The sequence below is a fragment of the Shigella sonnei genome (genome assembly GCF_002950395.1).
Taxonomy (GTDB): Bacteria; Pseudomonadota; Gammaproteobacteria; order Enterobacterales; family Enterobacteriaceae; genus ECMA0423.
Genome location: NZ_CP026802.1, coordinates 4666686 through 4684001, shown reverse-complemented (window position 1 = coordinate 4684001; position 17316 = coordinate 4666686). Strand labels below are relative to the sequence as shown.

The window sequence follows — 17316 nt, the reverse complement described above, 5'->3', positions numbered from 1 at the left end:
AAGCGGGGCTGACAACTTTTCATGGTGAAATTATCACCACGAAACCCAGCATCGGAGCCACTCCCGGTCCCCAACGCAATCGTTCTCTTTTGCCTGAACTTACCACCGAAACAGACTGTTAACCATAAGGTAAAATTGATCATCACATTAGCTTATGGTTAAAAAACGCCAAAATCGCGACAGAATAAAAAACCAAAAAACACACCAGTTTCTATATAAAGATGATGCCATTAGAAAGCTAATTTGAATAAGGCAATATTAAGAGCTAAAAAAATGTCAAAAAACACTAAATCAAAAAATAATGACATTAGAAAATATAATGCGAAAACGGAGGTGAAATTAGTTTATTTCAAATGAGGAAAATCTCCCGGCGAAAAAACCGGGAGATGAAAGTGTGATGGGTATCAAATAAACAGCAGAAGAGAAATTTTTAACGCAGCCATTCAGGCAAATCGTTTAATCCCATTGCCTGGCGGATAAGTTGTGGTTTAACGCCAGGAAGCGTGTCGGCCAGTTTCAAACCAATATCACGCAGCAGTTTTTTCGCCGGATTGGTACCGGAAAACAGATCGCGGAATCCCTGCATACCAGCCAGCATCAGCGCCGCACTGTGCTTGCGGCTACGCTCATACCGGCGCAGGTAAATGTACTGCCCGATGTCTTTCCCCTGACGATGCAACCGTTTCAGTTCAGCAATCAGCTCTGCAGCATCCATAAAGCCAAGATTTACTCCCTGCCCCGCCAGCGGGTGAATGGTATGCGCGGCGTCGCCCACCAGCACCAGACGGTGCGCGGCAAACTGGCGCGCATAACGCCCCGTCAGTGGGAACACCTGACGCGCGCTCTCAACCTTGCATAAGCCCAGGCGATTATCAAAAGCGATATTTAACGCGCGATTAAATTCATCTTCACTTGCCTGCTGCATCCGCTGCGCTTCCTCTGGCGACAGTGACCAGACAATTGAGCAAAGATGCGGATCGCTAAGCGGTAAAAAGGCCAGAATGCCTTCGCCATGGAAAACCTGCCGCGCCACCGCATCATGCGGTTCTTCCGTGCGAATGGTCGCTACCAGCGCGTGATGCTGATAATCCCAGAAAGTCAGCGGAATATCTGCTTTGTTGCGCAACCAGGAATTAGCACCGTCCGCGCCAATCACCAGACGCGCCGTTAACATGCTGCCATCTTTCAGCGTCAGGAAAGTTTCATTTTCTCCCCAGGCGACCTGCTGTAATTCTGCGGGGGCCAACAGAGTGATATCTGACGACTGCTGCGCTTTGTTCCACAGCGCGTAGTGAATCACTGAGTTTTCAACGATATGCCCAAGATGGCTATAGCCCATGCTTTGATCGTCAAACGAAATGTGACCAAAACTGTCTTTGTCCCACACTTCCATACCGTGATAACAACTGGCCCTACGAGAGAGAATGTCCTGCCAGACGCCAAGACGGGTGAGTAATTTTTCGCTGGCGGCATTGATAGCCGAAACGCGCAGTTGTGGTGGTGCATCCGCCGCCAGAGGTTCCGGTACGCGCTGCTCCAGTACGGCAACGCGTAAGCCGCTCCCCTGTAAGCCGCAGGCAACCGCCAGCCCCACCATGCCGCCACCAACAATGGCTACATCAACACTTTGCATTGTTTATTCCTTAAAACCGCCTTCAACGCGCCACCCAACCGAGGGTGCGCTGCGCCAGCACATCGCGTGCCGGGGTGAATAATTCCATCGTCATCAGTCCGATGTTGCGCCCGACAACCAGCGGTGCCCAACGGTTGGCAAAAAGATGTACCAGGCTGTCCGTGACGCCGATGGTTGCTTCGCGATCGCTCTGTCGACGCTGCTGATAGCGGCACAATATGCCGTAATCACCGATGTCTTCTCCGCGCTCATGCGCCTGAGTCAGGGTTTCCGCAAGGCTCATGACATCTCGCATACCGAGGTTAAACCCTTGCCCGGCAATCGGGTGCAGAGTTTGCGCCGCATTGCCCACCAGCACGGTACGATGGGTAATAGCTCTGGCGGCGCGGGTTAACGCCAGCGGATAAGCACTGCGTTTACCGGCGTGGGTAATTTTTCCAAGTCGCCAGCCAAAGGCCGACTGGAGTTCACGGCAAAACTTCTCGTCGCTCCACGACAGCACCTCTTCGCGCCGTTCCAGTGGATGACACCAGACCAGCGAACAGCGTCCGTCAGACATCGGCAACATCGCCAGCGGGCCATGTTGCGTGAAGCGTTCAAAAGCGCGGCCTTCGTGCGCAACGGAAGTCGCAACGTTGGCAATCACGGCCAGTTGTTCGTAAGGCTCCTGCTGCCAGTCAACGCCGCACGCGGTGGCTAACGCTGAATGGGTGCCATCAGCTGCTACCAGCACGCGGCCCGTCAGCGTCTCGCCACTCTCCAGCGTCACTTCAACGTGACTCTGAGTACGGGCAACGTTAGCCACGCGATCAGGGCAATGCAGCGTTACGCCAGGTGCTTTACGCAGCAATGCAAACAGCCGTTGCCCGACATTGTGCAATTCGACAACCTGTCCCAGCGCCGCCAGTTGGTAATCTTCTGCGGCGAGGGTGACAAATCCAGCGTGACCACGATCGCTGACATGCACGGTAGTGATGGCGGTTGCGTAATCCGCCAGAGATTGCCAGACGCCGATGCGCGCCAGTTGCTGACAGGTCCCCGCAGCCAGCGCAATAGCTCGTCCATCAAAGCCCGGATGAGCATGTGACTCTGGCGCGGTCGCTTCAATCAAATGTACCGGCAGCGCCCCGTGACTTAACCGGGAAATAGCCAGCGCCAGCGTCGCGCCCGCCATGCCGCCACCGACGATGATTACGCTCATTGCTTTCTCGCAGCTGCCATCAACGCTTCGATTTCTTCCGGCTTTTTCACCACGCTGGCGGTGAGGTTTTCGTTGCCGGTTTCGGTAATCACAATGTCGTCTTCAATACGAATGCCGATACCGCGATATTGTTCTGGCACATCCGCATCCGGCGCGATATACAGACCAGGCTCTACGGTCAGTACCATCCCCGGTTCCAGAATGCGCGAGCGATCCTGACCATAAACGCCAACGTCATGGACATCCAGTCCTAACCAGTGGCTAAGGCCATGCATAAAGAAAGGACGATGGGCGTTCTGAGCGATCAGTTCATCAACATCACCTTTCAGGATGCCGAGTTTTACCAGGCCGCTAACCATGATGCGCACCACTTCACCAGTGACTTCCAGAATGGAAGTTCCCGGACGATACAGGCGCAGGCTGGTTTCGAGAGACTCCAGCACAATGTCGTAGATTTCACGCTGGGCCTGGGTGAATTTGCCGTTGACCGGGAAGGTGCGGGTAATATCGCCCGCGTAACCTTTGTATTCACAACCCGCGTCAATCAACACCAGGTCACCGTCGCGCAGTTCACTCTCGTTTTCGGTGTAGTGCAGAATGCAGCCGTTTTCACCGCTGCCGACAATGGTGTTATAGGACGGATAGCGCGCACCGTGGCGGTTAAATTCGTGGTGAATTTCGCCTTCCAGATGGTACTCGAACATTCCCGGACGGCATTTTTCCATCGCCCGTGTATGTGCCATGGCGGTGATTTCTCCCGCGCGGCGGAGTACGGCAATCTCTTCTGGCGATTTGAACAGGCGCATTTCATGAACAACAGGACGCCAGTCGATCATCGTTGCCGGTGCGGTGAGATTTTGCCGCGAACCTTTACGCAGTTTTTCCAGCGCACTGTTCATGATTTCATCAGCATATGCATATTCGCCCTGGGCATGGTAAACCACATCCAGGCCGTTAAGTAGTTGATAAAGTTGCTGATTGATTTCGCTGAATGCCAGTGCGCGGTCAACGCCCAGTTTCTCTGGCGCGGCATCCTGGCCTAAGCGACGGCCAAACCAGATCTCCGCCGTCAGGTCGCGAACGCGGTTAAACAGAACGCTGTGGTTATGAGTGTCATCGCTTTTAATCAGCACCAGCACCGCTTCCGATTCGTTAAAGCCGGTGAAGTACCAGAAGTCACTGTTCTGACGATAGGGGTATTCGCTGTCGGCGCTACGTGTTACTTCTGGTGCAGCAAAAATCAGCGCGGCGCTGCCGGGTTGCATTTGCTCCACCAGGGCCTGACGGCGACGCTGAAACTCTTGCCGGGATATCTCACTCATAACACTCTCCTTACGTTTTTTGTTTTTAGTGTAGAGTCGGTTTTTGTACTTCTGGCGCGGTCGGTTGCGGATGAGTAAAGGTGTCGTGGCATAACAGCGCGGCAACACGAACGTATTCGATGATCTCTTCAAGCGACATTTCAAGCTCTTCCTGATCTTCGTCTTCGTCGTAACCCAGTTGCGCAATGTTACGCAGATCGTCGATAGCTTCACCGGTTTCGCCGGTCACTTTATCCAGCTTCGGTTGCGTAACGCCAAGACCAAGCAGGAAGTGATTGACCCAACCTGCCAATGCATCAGCCCGATCGAAAACGCTGACATCATCGCCATCAGGCAGATAAAGCTGAAAAAGGAAGCCGTCATCCTGCAGGGCATCGCTGGTGGCAGAGTGCATTTTACGCAGTGCCTGTGCCAGCTCATGACCGAAAGCCATGCCTTCGTTCGTCAGGTCGTGAAGTAGCGGCAGCCATGAGCTGTCATCGTTACCGCCACATATCATCCCACTGATTAAACCATGCATCTCGGCAGGGGTCAGCCCCGTCCCTTGTTGGTTCAGATACTGGTTCATTTCGTTGTAACCAGGCATTTCGTTCTGTATAGACATAAGCATTCGTCGTCAAAGGGAGGAATATTCATGATATGCTACCACTTTGGGCCCTGGTGGACCAGAAAAGGGCTTGTCTCTTCTCATCAGGGTAGCTATAGTGTCGCCCCTTCGCAGACCATGGGTCTAAAGACGAAGGCAGCGCAGTCAATCAGCAGGAAGGTGGCATGTCTGCACAACCCGTCGATATCCAAATTTTTGGCCGTTCACTGCGTGTGAACTGCCCGCCTGACCAAAGGGATGCGTTGAATCAGGCAGCGGACGATCTGAACCAACGGTTGCAAGATCTGAAAGAACGCACTAGAGTCACAAATACTGAACAGTTGGTCTTCATTGCCGCATTGAATATCAGCTATGAGTTAGCGCAAGAAAAAGCGAAGACTCGTGACTACGCGGCAAGTATGGAACAGCGTATTCGGATGCTGCAGCAGACCATAGAACAAGCGTTACTTGAACAAGGTCGCATCACCGAAAAAACTAACCAAAACTTTGAATGACACTTTTCGGTTTACTGTGGTAGAGTAACCGTGAAGACAAAATTTCTCTGAGATGTTCGCAAGCGGGCCAGTCCCCTGAGCCGATATTTCATACCACAAGAATGTGGCGCTCCGCGGTTGGTGAGCATGCTCGGTCCGTCCGAGAAGCCTTAAAACTGCGACGACACATTCACCTTGAACCAAGGGTTCAAGGGTTACAGCCTGCGGCGGCATCTCGGAGATTCCCTTCTTATCTGGCACCAGCCATGACGCAACTACCAGAACTCCCACTGACATTATCCCGACAAGAAATCCGCAAAATGATTCGGCAACGTCGTCGTGCGTTAACGCCGGAACAACAGCAGGAAATGGGTCAACAAGCCGCTACCCGGATGATGACTTATCCCCCGGTGGTGATGGCGCATACGGTCGCTGTATTCCTCTCTTTTGATGGTGAACTCGACACCCAGCCGCTAATAGAACAACTCTGGCGCGCCGGTAAGCGCGTATATCTTCCAGTTTTGCATCCCTTTAGTGCCGGTAATTTGCTGTTCCTGAATTACCATCCGCAAAGCGAACTGGTGATGAACAGGTTGAAGATCCATGAGCCAAAACTGGATGTGCGTGACGTGCTACCCCTTTCCCGATTAGACGTGCTGATCACACCGCTGGTCGCCTTTGATGAGTACGGTCAGCGCCTGGGAATGGGCGGTGGTTTTTATGATCGGACCTTACAAAACTGGCAGCACTATAAAACGCAACCGGTGGGTTATGCGCATGATTGTCAGTTGGTGGAAAAACTCCCCGTTGAAGAGTGGGATATCCCTCTTCCTGCGGTGGTTACACCGTCGAAAGTCTGGGAGTGGTAAGGGCGATACACCTGCATCGCCCTGATTGACATCGTTGATTCTTTAACCTAATTTAGTGAGTAAGGGTAAGGGAGGATTGCTCCTCCCCTGTGACTGACTGTTAATAAGCTGGGAAACTTATGAGTAACAGTACAATCAGTATGATGGCAAGTCGCATCATAACCCTTCTCCTTCAAGCCCTCGCTTCGGTGAGGGCTTTACCGTTACAGCCCCATGCTGCCCAGCTATCGTAAGCTCTCTTTAAATAACCACAACGCATTGATCTACCTTTAAATCTTTTCTTCGAGCGTGCTCGAAAAACCCATGCAAAACAGAGATAATTTTTGGGAAAAAGGATCTATTACGGCAGTAAACGTGGGCGATGAAGTGGCTATCAAAAAGTTCGGTTCAGGGCGATGCACCCCGCATCGCCCTGATTGACATCGTTGATTCTTTGACCTAATTTAGTGAGTAAGGGTAAGAGAGGATGACTCCTCCCCTGAGACTGACTGTTAATAAGCTCCGAAACTTATCAGTAACAGTACAATCAGTATGATGACAAGTCGCATCATAACCCTTCTCCTTTAAGCCCTCGCTTCGGTGAGGGCTTTACCGTTACAGCCCCATGCTGTCCCGCCATCGTAAATCCCCATTAAATAAACACAACGCATTGATCTGAGTTTGATTTATTTTCTGGAGCAGACTCGCAAAGTAGAATGCGCAACGCGGCAACGGTGTGGAGAAGGGATAAAAAAACGGGCAAGTCAGTGACCTGCCCGTTAATTTTCAGAGAAGGGGAATTAGTACAGCAGACGGGCGCGAATGGTACCCGGAATAGCTTTCATTGCCTGCAGCGCTTTTTCGGCAACGTCTTCGTCAGCTTCAATATCAATAACTACATAACCCATCTGGGCGGAAGTTTGTAGATATTGCGCGGCGATGTTGACGCCCTGCTCGGCGAAGATTTTGTTCAGCGCAGTTAGCACGCCCGGACGGTTTTCGTGGATGTGCATCAGACGACGACCACCATGCAGTGGCAGCGAGACTTCCGGGAAGTTCACCGCAGAGAGCGTTGAGCCATTGTCAGAATACTTGATCAATTTACCCGCAACTTCCAGGCCGATATTCTCCTGCGCTTCCTGAGTCGAACCGCCAATGTGTGGCGTCAGAAGGACGTTGTCGAATTCACACAGTGGAGAGGTAAATGGATCGCTATTGGTCGCCGGTTCCGTCGGGAATACGTCGATTGCCGCCCCCGCCAGATGTTTGCTCGCCAGCGCATCACACAGCGCCGGAATATCCACCACAGTACCGCGCGAGGCATTAATCAGCAGCGAGCCGGGCTTCATTAGCGAAATCTCTTTCGCGCCCATCATATTTTTGGTGGACGGATTCTCTGGTACATGCAGACTCACCACATCGCTCATATTCAGCAGGTCAGAAAGATGCTGTACCTGAGTGGCGTTGCCCAGCGGCAGTTTGTTTTCAATATCATAAAAGTAAACATACATTCCCAGCGATTCAGCCAGAATGCCCAATTGCGTACCAATATGACCGTAGCCGATGATACCCAGCTTTTTGCCGCGCGCTTCAAAAGAACCCGCCGCCAGTTTGTTCCACACGCCACGGTGCGCTTTAGCATTGGCTTCCGGCACGCCGCGCAATAGCAGCAGCAGTTCGCCAATCACCAGCTCCGCAACAGAGCGCGTATTTGAGAACGGTGCGTTAAATACCGGGATCCCGCGCTTTGCCGCCGCATCCAGATCAACCTGGTTTGTTCCGATACAGAAACAGCCAATAGCGACCAGTTTTTCTGCGGCGTTGATCACGTCTTCAGTCAGATGGGTACGGGATCGCAGGCCGATGAAGTGGGCATCGCGGATGGATTCTTTTAATTGTTCATCATCCAGCGCGCCTTTGTGAAATTCGATGTTGGTGTAACCAGCTGCACGAAGGCTTTCCAGCGCCTTTTGGTGCACGCCTTCTACCAGCAGAAACTTAATCTTGTCTTTCTCCAGCGATACCTTTGCCATTTACCCAATCCTGTCTTTTGAAATGTTGTGTGCGGATTTGCATCCGCCTTTCAACATATCAAAAAATAATATTGCGGCAATATGAACGTTTGCGTCGCGATGTTGAGGAAATATCACGCAAAGGTATTTCTTGGTTGAATATGCTGGTTTAGAGGATTTATTTAGAGCAATCGACAATAGCCAAGTAAAAACGTGACACATGTCACCAAATTTAATGAAGAGAATTTTTTTAACGGGGGAGGTTCCCCCGTCAGATCATTTCACAATGGTTTTGACACCGTCAGGTGTGCCAATCAGCGCAACGTCCGCGCCACGGTTAGCAAACAAGCCAACAGTCACCACGCCAGGAATCGCATTTATGGCGTTTTCCATCGCTATCGGGTCAAGGATTTCCATGCCGTGGACGTCGAGGATCACGTTGCCGTTATCGGTCACCACGCCCTGACGGTATTCCGGACGACCGCCCAGTTTCACCAGCTGGCGCGCCACTGCACTACGTGCCATCGGGATAACTTCTACTGGCAGCGGGAATTTGCCCAGAATATCAACCTGCTTGGAAGCGTCAGCAATACAGATAAATTTTTCCGCAACCGAAGCAATGATTTTTTCACGGGTCAGCGCCGCGCCGCCGCCTTTGATCATTTGCATGTGGCCGTTGATTTCATCTGCGCCATCAACGTAGATGCCAAGGCTGTCGACTTCGTTGAGATCAAAAACGTGAATGCCGAGGCTTTTCAGTTTTTCAGTGGAAGCATCTGAACTGGAAACGGCCCCTTCAATCTGGCCTTTCATTGTACCGAGCGCGTCAATAAAGTGTGCGGCGGTGGAACCTGTACCTACACCAACAATGGTGCCGGGCTGAACATACTGAAGTGCCGCCCATCCTACTGCTTTTTTCAATTCATCCTGCGTCATGATCGTTTCGCCTGTGGTATGAAATTTCACACGCATTATATACAAAAAAAGCGATTCAGACCCCGTTGGCAAGCCGCGTGGTTAACTCATCCATAAAATATCGCGCAATGGCGGGCATCCCCTTTCGCCCCGCAAATAAAGCATACAACGGTCTGGGTATGCCGCTCCACGGTGCGAACAGGCGCACCAGTTCCCCCCGTTCGCAAGCCCCTGTTTACAGGCAAATTGAGGCAATAACGCCACCCCATTCAACACAACCAGGGCACGAACTCGCTGAGCGAAATGCATTAGCGCAAATCCCTGATCTTTTAAGCTGCGCGTTTAACCACGGATACAAATGTTACCCGCCGACGGCTTCGGTATATGCAACCTGACACAAAATTGTGTCATAGTGCAGGAAAAAGCATTTACCAGGAGCAGACAACAGCAATGAAACGCCCGGACTACAGAACATTACAGGCACTGGATGCGGTGATACGTGAACGAGGATTTGAGCGCGCGGCACAAAAGCTGTGCATTACACAATCAGCCGTCTCACAGCGCATTAAGCAACTGGAAAATATGTTCGGGCAGCCGCTGTTGGTGCGTACCGTACCGCCGCGCCCGACGGAACAAGGGCAAAAACTGCTGGCACTGCTGCGCCAGGTGGAGTTGCTGGAAGAAGAGTGGCTGGGCGATGAACAAACCGGTTCGACTCCGCTGCTGCTTTCACTGGCGGTCAACGCCGACAGTCTGGCGACGTGGTTGCTTCCGGCACTGGCTCCTGTGTTGGCTGATTCGCCTATCCGCCTCAACTTGCAGGTAGAAGATGAAACCCGTACTCAGGAACGTCTGCGCCGCGGCGAAGTGGTCGGCGCGGTGAGTATTCAACATCAGGCGCTGCCGAGTTGTCTTGTCGATAAACTTGGTGCGCTCGACTATCTGTTCGTCAGCTCAAAACCCTTTGCCGAAAAATATTTCCCTAACGGCGTAACGCGTTCGGCATTACTGAAAGCACCTGTGGTCGCCTTTGACCATCTTGACGATATGCACCAGGCCTTTTTGCAGCAAAACTTCGATCTGCCTCCAGGCAGCGTGCCCTGCCATATCGTTAATTCTTCAGAAGCGTTCGTGCAACTTGCTCGCCAGGGCACCACCTGCTGTATGATCCCGCACCTGCAAATCGAGAAAGAACTAGCCAGCGGTGAACTGATTGACTTAACGCCAGGGCTATTTCAACGCCGGATGCTCTACTGGCACCGCTTTGCTCCTGAAAGCCGCATGATGCGTAAAGTCACTGATGCGTTGCTCGATTATGGTCACAAAGTCCTTCGTCAGGATTAATCCATCAAATAATGCCTGATAGCACATATCAGGCGTTATCCTCACTTCTTTTTGTATTCCTTGAATCACATCACAAAATAGACAAATCTCAGGCGGCAAAAAACGACGTCTGAATGCATTTTTTTGCTGGCGACAAACCCACGTAAAAAGCTCACCGTAAGCGCAAATACCCTCATTTTGATTGCGTTTTACGGAGCAAATAATGTCTAACGAGCAGGAGTGGCAACAGCTTGCCAACAAGGAATTGAGCCGTCGGGAGAAAACTGTCGACTCGCTGGTTCAGCAAACCGCGGAAGGGATCGCCATCAAGCAGCTGTATACCGAAGCCGATCTCGATAATCTGGAGGTGACAGGTACCCTTCCTGGTTTGCCGCCCTACGTTCGTGGCCCGCGTGCCACTATGTATACCGCCCAACCGTGGACCATCCGTCAGTATGCTGGTTTTTCAACAGCAAAAGAGTCCAACGCTTTTTATCGCCGTAACCTGGCCGCCGGGCAAAAAGGTCTTTCCGTTGCGTTTGACCTTGCCACCCACCGTGGCTACGACTCCGATAACCCACGCGTGGCGGGTGACGTCGGCAAAGCGGGCGTCGCTATCGACACCGTGGAAGATATGAAAGTCCTGTTCGACCAGATCCCGCTGGATAAAATGTCGGTTTCGATGACCATGAATGGCGCAGTGCTACCAGTACTGGCGTTTTATATCGTCGCCGCAGAAGAGCAAGGTGTTACACCTGATAAACTGACCGGCACCATTCAAAACGATATTCTCAAAGAGTACCTCTGCCGCAACACCTATATTTACCCACCAAAACCGTCAATGCGCATTATCGCCGACATCATCGCCTGGTGTTCCGGCAACATGCCGCGATTTAATACCATCAGTATCAGCGGTTACCACATGGGGGAAGCGGGTGCCAACTGCGTGCAGCAGGTAGCATTTACGCTCGCCGATGGGATTGAGTACATCAAAGCAGCAATCTCTGCCGGACTGAAAATTGATGACTTCGCTCCTCGCCTGTCGTTCTTCTTCGGTATCGGCATGGATCTGTTTATGAACGTCGCCATGTTGCGTGCGGCACGTTATTTATGGAGCGAAGCGGTCAGTGGATTTGGCGCACAGGATCCGAAATCACTGGCGCTGCGTACCCACTGCCAGACCTCAGGCTGGAGCCTGACTGAACAGGATCCGTATAACAACGTTATCCGCACCACCATTGAAGCACTGGCTGCGACGCTGGGCGGTACTCAGTCACTGCATACCAACGCCTTTGACGAAGCGCTTGGTTTGCCTACCGATTTCTCAGCACGCATTGCCCGCAACACCCAGATCATCATCCAGGAAGAATCAGAACTCTGCCGCACCGTCGATCCACTGGCCGGATCCTATTACATTGAGTCGCTGACCGATCAAATCGTCAAACAAGCCAGAGCTATTATCCAACAGATCGACGAAGCCGGTGGCATGGCGAAAGCGATCGAAGCAGGTCTGCCAAAACGAATGATCGAAGAGGCCTCAGCGCGCGAACAGTCGCTGATCGACCAAGGCAAGCGTGTCATCGTTGGTGTCAACAAGTACAAACTGGATCACGAAGACGAAACCGATGTACTTGAGATCGACAACGTGATGGTGCGTAACGAGCAAATTGCTTCGCTGGAACGCATTCGCGCCACCCGTGATGATGCCGCCGTAACCGCCGCGTTGAACGCCCTGACTCACGCCGCACAGCATAACGAAAACCTGCTGGCTGCCGCTGTTAATGCCGCTCGCGTTCGCGCCACCCTGGGTGAAATTTCCGATGCGCTGGAAGTCGCTTTCGACCGTTATCTGGTGCCAAGCCAGTGTGTTACCGGCGTGATTGCGCAAAGCTATCATCAGTCTGAGAAATCGGCCTCCGAGTTCGATGCCATTGTTGCGCAAACGGAGCAGTTCCTTGCCGACAATGGTCGTCGCCCGCGCATTCTGATCGCTAAGATGGGCCAGGATGGACACGATCGCGGCGCGAAAGTGATCGCCAGCGCCTATTCCGATCTCGGTTTCGACGTAGATTTAAGCCCGATGTTCTCTACACCTGAAGAGATCGCCCGCCTGGCCGTAGAAAACGACGTTCACGTAGTGGGCGCATCCTCACTGGCTGCCGATCATAAAACGCTGATCCCGGAACTGGTCGAAGCGCTGAAAAAATGGGGACGCGAAGATATCTGCGTGGTCGCGGGTGGCGTCATTCCGCCGCAGGATTACGCCTTCCTGCAAGAGCGCGGCGTGGCGGCGATTTATGGTCCAGGTACACCTATGCTCGACAGTGTGCGCGACGTACTGAATCTGATAAGCCAGCATCATGATTAATGAAGCCACGCTGGCAGAAAGTATTCGCCGCTTACGTCAGGGTGAGCGTGCCACGCTCGCCCAGGCCATGACGCTGGTGGAAAGCCGTCACCCACGTCATCAGGCGCTAAGTACACAGCTGCTTGACGCCATTATGCCGTTCTGTGGTAACGCCCTGCGACTGGGCGTTACCGGCACACCCGGCGCGGGGAAAAGTACCTTTCTTGAAGCCTTTGGCATGTTGTTGATTCGTGAGGGATTAAAGGTTGCTGTTATTGCGGTCGATCCCAGCAGCCCGGTCACTGGCGGTAGCATTCTCGGGGATAAAACCCGCATGAATGACCTGGCGCGTGCCGAGGCGGCGTTTATTCGCCCGGTACCCTCCTCCGGTCATCTGGGCGGTGCCAGTCAGCGAGCACGGGAATTAATGCTGTTATGCGAAGCGGCGGGTTATGACGTAGTGATTGTCGAAACGGTTGGCGTCGGGCAGTCGGAAACGGAAGTCGCCCGCATGGTGGACTGTTTTATCTCGTTGCAAATTGCCGGTGGCGGCGATGATCTGCAGGGCATTAAAAAAGGGCTGATGGAAGTGGCTGATCTGCTCGTTATCAACAAAGACGATGGCGATAACCATACCAATGTCGCCATTGCCCGGCATATGTACGAGAGTGCCCTGCATATTCTGCGACGTAAATACGACGAATGGCAGCCACGGGTTCTGACTTGTAGCGCACTGGAAAAACGTGGAATCGATGAGATCTGGCACGCCATCATCGACTTCAAAACCGCGCTAACTGCCAGTGGTCGTTTACAACAAGTGCGGCAACAACAATCGGTGGAATGGCTGCGTAAGCAGACCGAAGAAGAAGTACTGAATCACCTGTTCGCGAATGAAGATTTCGATCGCTATTACCGCCAGACGCTTTTAGCGGTCAAAAACAATACGCTCTCACCGCGCACCGGCCTGCGGCAGCTCAGTGAATTTATCCAGACGCAATATTTTGATTAAAGGAATTTTTATGTCTTATCAGTATGTGAACGTTGCCACTATCAACAAAGTGGCGGTCATTGAGTTTAACTATGGACGAAAACTTAATGCCTTAAGTAAAGTCTTTATTGATGATCTTATGCAGGCGTTAAGCGATCTCAACCGGCCGGAAATTCGCTGTATCATTTTGCGGGCGCCAAGTGGATCCAAAGTCTTCTCCGCAGGTCACGATATTCACGAACTGCCGTCTGGCGGTCGCGATCCGCTCTCCTATGATGATCCATTGCGTCAAATCACCCGCATGATCCAAAAATTCCCGAAACCGATCATTTCGATGGTGGAAGGTAGTGTTTGGGGTGGCGCATTTGAAATGATCATGAGTTCCGATCTGATCATCGCCGCCAGTACCTCAACCTTCTCAATGATGCCTGTAAACCTCGGCGTCCCGTATAACCTGGTCGGCATTCACAACCTGACCCGCGACGCGGGCTTCCACATTGTCAAAGAGCTGATTTTTACCGCTTCGCCAATCACCGCCCAGCGCGCGTTGGCTGTCGGCATCCTCAACCATGTTGTGGAAGTGGAAGAACTGGAAGATTTCACCTTACAAATGGCGCACCACATCTCTGAGAAAGCGCCGTTAGCCATTGCTGTTATCAAAGAAGAGCTGCGTGTACTGGGCGAAGCGCACACCATGAACTCCGATGAATTTGAACGTATTCAGGGGATGCGCCGCGCGGTTTATGACAGCGAAGATTACCAGGAAGGGATGAACGCTTTCCTCGAAAAACGTAAACCTAATTTCGTTGGTCATTAATCCCTGCGAACGAAGGAGTAAAAATGGAAACTCAGTGGACAAGGATGACCGCCGATGAAGCGGCAGAAATTATCCAGCATAACGACATGGTGGCATTTAGCGGCTTTACCCCAGCGGGTTCGCCGAAAGCCTTACCGACCGCGATTGCCCGCAGAGCTAACGAACAGCATGAGGCCAAAAAGCCGTATCAAATTCGCCTGCTGACGGGGGCGTCAATCAGCGCCGCCGCTGACGATGTACTTTCTGACGCCGATGCTGTTTCCTGGCGTGCGCCATATCAAACATCGTCCGGTTTACGTAAAAAGATCAATCAGGGCGCGGTGAGTTTCGTTGACCTGCATTTGAGCGAAGTGGCGCAAATGGTCAATTACGGTTTCTTCGGCGACATTGATGTTGCCGTCATCGAAGCATCGGCACTGGCACCGGATGGTCGAGTCTGGTTAACCAGCGGGATCGGTAATGCGCCGACATGGCTGCTGCGGGCGAAGAAAGTGATCATTGAACTTAATCACTATCACGATCCGCGCGTTGCAGAACTGGCGGATATTGTGATTCCTGGCGCACCACCGCGGCGCAATAGCGTGTCGATCTTCCATGCAATGGATCGCGTCGGTACCCGCTATGTGCAAATCGATCCGAAAAAGATTGTCGCCGTCGTGGAAACCAACTTGCCCGACGCCGGTAATATGCTGGATAAGCAAAATCCCATGTGCCAGCAGATTGCCGATAACGTGGTCACGTTCTTATTGCAGGAAATGGCGCATGGGCGTATTCCGCCGGAATTTCTGCCGCTGCAAAGTGGCGTGGGCAATATCAATAATGCGGTAATGGCGCGTCTGGGGGAAAACCCGGAAATTCCTCCGTTCATGATGTATTCGGAAGTGCTACAGGAATCGGTGGTGCATTTACTGGAAACCGGCAAAATCAGCGGGGCCAGCGCCTCCAGCCTGACAATCTCGGCCGATTCCCTGCGCAAGATTTACGACAATATGGATTACTTTGCCAGCCGCATTGTGTTGCGTCCGCAGGAGATTTCCAATAACCCGGAAATCATCCGTCGTCTGGGCGTCATCGCTCTGAACGTCGGCCTGGAGTTTGATATTTACGGGCATGCAAATTCAACGCACGTAGCCGGGGTCGATCTGATGAACGGCATCGGCGGCAGCGGTGATTTTGAACGCAACGCGTATCTGTCGATCTTTATGGCTCCGTCGATTGCTAAAGAAGGCAAGATCTCAACCGTCGTGCCAATGTGCAGCCATGTTGATCACAGCGAACACAGCGTCAAAGTGATCATCACCGAACAAGGGATCGCCGATCTACGCGGTCTTTCCCCGCTTCAACGCGCCCGCACTATCATTGATAATTGTGCACATCCTATGTATCGGGATTATCTGCATCGCTATCTGGAAAATGCGCCCGGCGGACATATTCACCACGATCTTAGCCACGTCTTCGACTTACACCGTAATTTAATTGCAACCGGCTCGATGCTGGGTTAATGGTTTGTCCCGTCACGATCTTCAGCAATATGCTGAAGCATCGTGGCGGTATAACGATGATTTCTGATTGAATAAAGATATTCCTGCATATACATCGGCCTGTGCGGCGCATCAAAATATTTCAGCGTTGCCGGATTCACCAGTCGCCAGGCAAAATGCGGGATCACCGTCAGAAAATGTCCGCGCTCCACGGCGCTGATTTTGGCCATAAAACTGTAGGGACGATAAATAATGGTGGGATTGATCCCACAAGGTCGCATATTCGCATCAATCATTGCTTCGAAGTTAGCCCGGTTTTGAAAGCGCATTTGTAGCCAGGGCAGCTCCTGAAGCAGCTCTTGCTCTTGACGCTCTTCATAACGGCGAGAAACGAGAAAGCCCAATCGCAGCGGTGGTAATTCACTGATAGTCAGGTTTTCCAGTTCCTGAACTCGTGCAGATACATGCTGTGGGGAGATAATAAAATCTAACTGACGGTCAAAAAGATTATCGATAACGCCGTTTTCGCTGAACTCAACTGGCTGGGCGGTCACGCCTTCATACTTATCTCCGAGACTAATCAACTGATCGAAAATAATTGTCGGATAAGTATTATCTATGCCAATCACAATTTCTGGTAATGACTCCAACTTATTGATAGTGTTTTATGTTCAGATAATGCCCGATGACTTTGTCATGCAGCTCCACCGATTTTGAGAACGACAGCGACTTCCGTCCCAGCCGTGCCAGGTGCTGCCTCAGATTCAGGTTATGCCGCTCAATTCGCTGCGTATATCGCTTGCTGATTACGTGCAGCTTTCCCTTCAGGCGGGATTCATACAGCGGCCAGCCATCCGTCATCCATATCACCACGTCAAAGGGTGACAGCAGGCTCATAAGACGCCCCAGCGTCGCCATAGTGCGTTCACCGAATACGTGCGCAACAACCGTCTTCCGGAGACTGTCATACGCGTAAAACAGCCAGCGCTGGCGCGATTTAGCCCCGACATAGCCCCACTGTTCGTCCATTTCCGCGCAGACGATGACGTCACTGCCCGGCTGTATGCGCGAGGTTACCGACTGCGGCCTGAGTTTTTTAAGTGACGTAAAATCGTGTTGAGGCCAACGCCCATAATGCGTGCAGTTGCCCGGCATCCAACGCCATTCATGGCCATATCAATGATTTTCTGGTGCGTACCGGGTTGAGAAGCGGTGTAAGTGAACTGCAGTTGCCATGTTTTACGGCAGTGAGAGCAGAGATAGCGCTGATGTCCGGCAGTGCTTTTGCCGTTACGCACCACCCCGTCAGTAGCTGAACAGGAGGGACAGCTGATAGAAACAGAAGCCAC

General features: G+C 52.1%; 17 protein-coding genes, 1 other RNA gene and 2 pseudogenes. 9 read left to right on the top strand and 11 right to left on the bottom strand.

Annotated elements, in window-relative coordinates; all coding sequences use genetic code 11:
• Positions 1 to 273: 273 nt before the first annotated feature.
• The gene (locus C1P89_RS24190) at positions 274 to 357 is read left to right on the top strand and encodes a hypothetical protein (RefSeq protein WP_122056850.1); all 84 of its coding nucleotides are present in this window, start codon (positions 274 to 276) and stop codon (positions 355 to 357) included.
• Between the two features lie 73 nt (positions 358 to 430).
• Here C1P89_RS24190 and ubiI read toward each other — a convergent pair whose 3' ends face one another.
• Genes ubiI through ygfB form a run of 4 tightly spaced genes read right to left on the bottom strand, consistent with a single transcriptional unit; the run spans position 431 to position 4760 of the window.
• A complete protein-coding gene (gene ubiI / locus C1P89_RS24185) occupies positions 431 to 1633 on the bottom strand; it encodes an FAD-dependent 2-octaprenylphenol hydroxylase (protein WP_001192185.1) in 1203 nt (400 codons plus the stop codon).
• Positions 1634 to 1655: 22 nt separating this feature from the next.
• On the bottom strand, positions 1656 to 2834 hold the full coding sequence (gene ubiH, locus C1P89_RS24180; RefSeq protein ID WP_000111225.1) for a 2-octaprenyl-6-methoxyphenyl hydroxylase: 1179 nt from the start codon (positions 2832 to 2834) through the stop codon (positions 1656 to 1658).
• A complete protein-coding gene (pepP, locus tag C1P89_RS24175; RefSeq protein ID WP_001290150.1) occupies positions 2831 to 4156 on the bottom strand; it encodes a Xaa-Pro aminopeptidase in 1326 nt (441 codons plus the stop codon). Before pepP ends, ubiH begins: the two co-directional genes overlap by 4 nt.
• 25 nt (positions 4157 to 4181) lie before the next feature.
• Complete coding sequence (gene ygfB, locus C1P89_RS24170; protein WP_001295378.1) at positions 4182 to 4760, bottom strand: UPF0149 family protein YgfB; 579 nt, start codon at positions 4758 to 4760, stop codon at positions 4182 to 4184.
• A gap of 167 nt (positions 4761 to 4927) precedes the next feature.
• Between ygfB and zapA the strand changes: the two genes are divergently transcribed.
• The 3 genes from zapA (at position 4928) to C1P89_RS24155 (ending at position 6105) form a co-directional block, all read left to right on the top strand.
• Complete coding sequence (zapA, locus tag C1P89_RS24165; protein WP_001276008.1) at positions 4928 to 5257, top strand: cell division protein ZapA; 330 nt, start codon at positions 4928 to 4930, stop codon at positions 5255 to 5257.
• A 41-nt stretch (positions 5258 to 5298) separates the two neighbouring features.
• Positions 5299 to 5482, top strand: a non-coding RNA gene (gene ssrS / locus C1P89_RS24160) — 6S RNA.
• A gap of 20 nt (positions 5483 to 5502) precedes the next feature.
• The gene (locus tag C1P89_RS24155; RefSeq protein ID WP_000192748.1) at positions 5503 to 6105 is read left to right on the top strand and encodes a 5-formyltetrahydrofolate cyclo-ligase; all 603 of its coding nucleotides are present in this window, start codon (positions 5503 to 5505) and stop codon (positions 6103 to 6105) included.
• Positions 6106 to 6205: 100 nt separating this feature from the next.
• On the opposite strand, the gene C1P89_RS24150 is transcribed toward C1P89_RS24155, so the two are convergent.
• The 5 genes and pseudogenes from C1P89_RS24150 to C1P89_RS26535 form a co-directional block, all read right to left on the bottom strand.
• A complete protein-coding gene (locus tag C1P89_RS24150) occupies positions 6206 to 6265 on the bottom strand; it encodes a type I toxin-antitoxin system Ibs family toxin (protein ID WP_001387035.1) in 60 nt (19 codons plus the stop codon).
• Positions 6266 to 6596: 331 nt separating this feature from the next.
• The gene (gene ibsC, locus C1P89_RS24145) at positions 6597 to 6656 is read right to left on the bottom strand and encodes a type I toxin-antitoxin system toxin IbsC (RefSeq protein WP_071524576.1); all 60 of its coding nucleotides are present in this window, start codon (positions 6654 to 6656) and stop codon (positions 6597 to 6599) included.
• A gap of 228 nt (positions 6657 to 6884) precedes the next feature.
• Entirely contained in the window at positions 6885 to 8117 is a 1233-nt protein-coding gene (gene serA / locus C1P89_RS24140; RefSeq protein ID WP_001151604.1) for a phosphoglycerate dehydrogenase, read from the bottom strand.
• Between the two features lie 255 nt (positions 8118 to 8372).
• On the bottom strand, positions 8373 to 9032 hold the full coding sequence (rpiA, locus tag C1P89_RS24135; RefSeq protein WP_000189743.1) for a ribose-5-phosphate isomerase RpiA: 660 nt from the start codon (positions 9030 to 9032) through the stop codon (positions 8373 to 8375).
• A gap of 55 nt (positions 9033 to 9087) precedes the next feature.
• A pseudogene (locus C1P89_RS26535) lies at positions 9088 to 9320 on the bottom strand (LysR substrate-binding domain-containing protein).
• A gap of 141 nt (positions 9321 to 9461) precedes the next feature.
• Here C1P89_RS26535 and argP point away from each other — a divergent pair.
• The 5 genes from argP (at position 9462) to scpC (ending at position 15988) form a co-directional block, all read left to right on the top strand.
• Complete coding sequence (gene argP / locus C1P89_RS24125; protein WP_000828351.1) at positions 9462 to 10355, top strand: DNA-binding transcriptional regulator ArgP; 894 nt, start codon at positions 9462 to 9464, stop codon at positions 10353 to 10355.
• A gap of 202 nt (positions 10356 to 10557) precedes the next feature.
• Complete coding sequence (gene scpA / locus C1P89_RS24120; protein WP_000064255.1) at positions 10558 to 12702, top strand: methylmalonyl-CoA mutase; 2145 nt, start codon at positions 10558 to 10560, stop codon at positions 12700 to 12702.
• Positions 12695 to 13690 (top strand): methylmalonyl Co-A mutase-associated GTPase MeaB, encoded by a 996-nt coding sequence (gene meaB / locus C1P89_RS24115; RefSeq protein ID WP_000606508.1) that lies wholly within the window; start codon positions 12695 to 12697, stop codon positions 13688 to 13690. The genes scpA and meaB overlap by 8 nt, the downstream gene beginning before the upstream one ends.
• A gap of 10 nt (positions 13691 to 13700) precedes the next feature.
• Positions 13701 to 14486 carry a methylmalonyl-CoA decarboxylase gene (scpB, locus tag C1P89_RS24110; protein ID WP_000122060.1) on the top strand — a complete coding sequence of 262 codons (786 nt, stop codon included), beginning with the start codon at positions 13701 to 13703 and terminating at the stop codon, positions 14484 to 14486.
• A gap of 23 nt (positions 14487 to 14509) precedes the next feature.
• Entirely contained in the window at positions 14510 to 15988 is a 1479-nt protein-coding gene (gene scpC, locus C1P89_RS24105) for a propionyl-CoA:succinate CoA transferase (protein WP_000449941.1), read from the top strand.
• Here the strand turns inward: scpC and srsR are convergent.
• A pseudogene (gene srsR / locus C1P89_RS24100) lies at positions 15985 to 16602 on the bottom strand (LysR family transcriptional regulator SrsR); the annotation flags it as partial. The gene scpC and the pseudogene srsR sit on opposite strands and share 4 nt — an antisense overlap.
• 16 nt (positions 16603 to 16618) lie before the next feature.
• Positions 16619 to 17316, bottom strand: a protein-coding gene (locus tag C1P89_RS24095) for an IS1-like element IS1A family transposase (protein ID WP_094096600.1) whose coding sequence is annotated in 2 segments (ribosomal slippage) — positions 16619 to 17067 and positions 17067 to 17316 — 699 coding nt in all. Because the reading frame shifts where the segments join, the coding sequence is not laid out codon by codon here.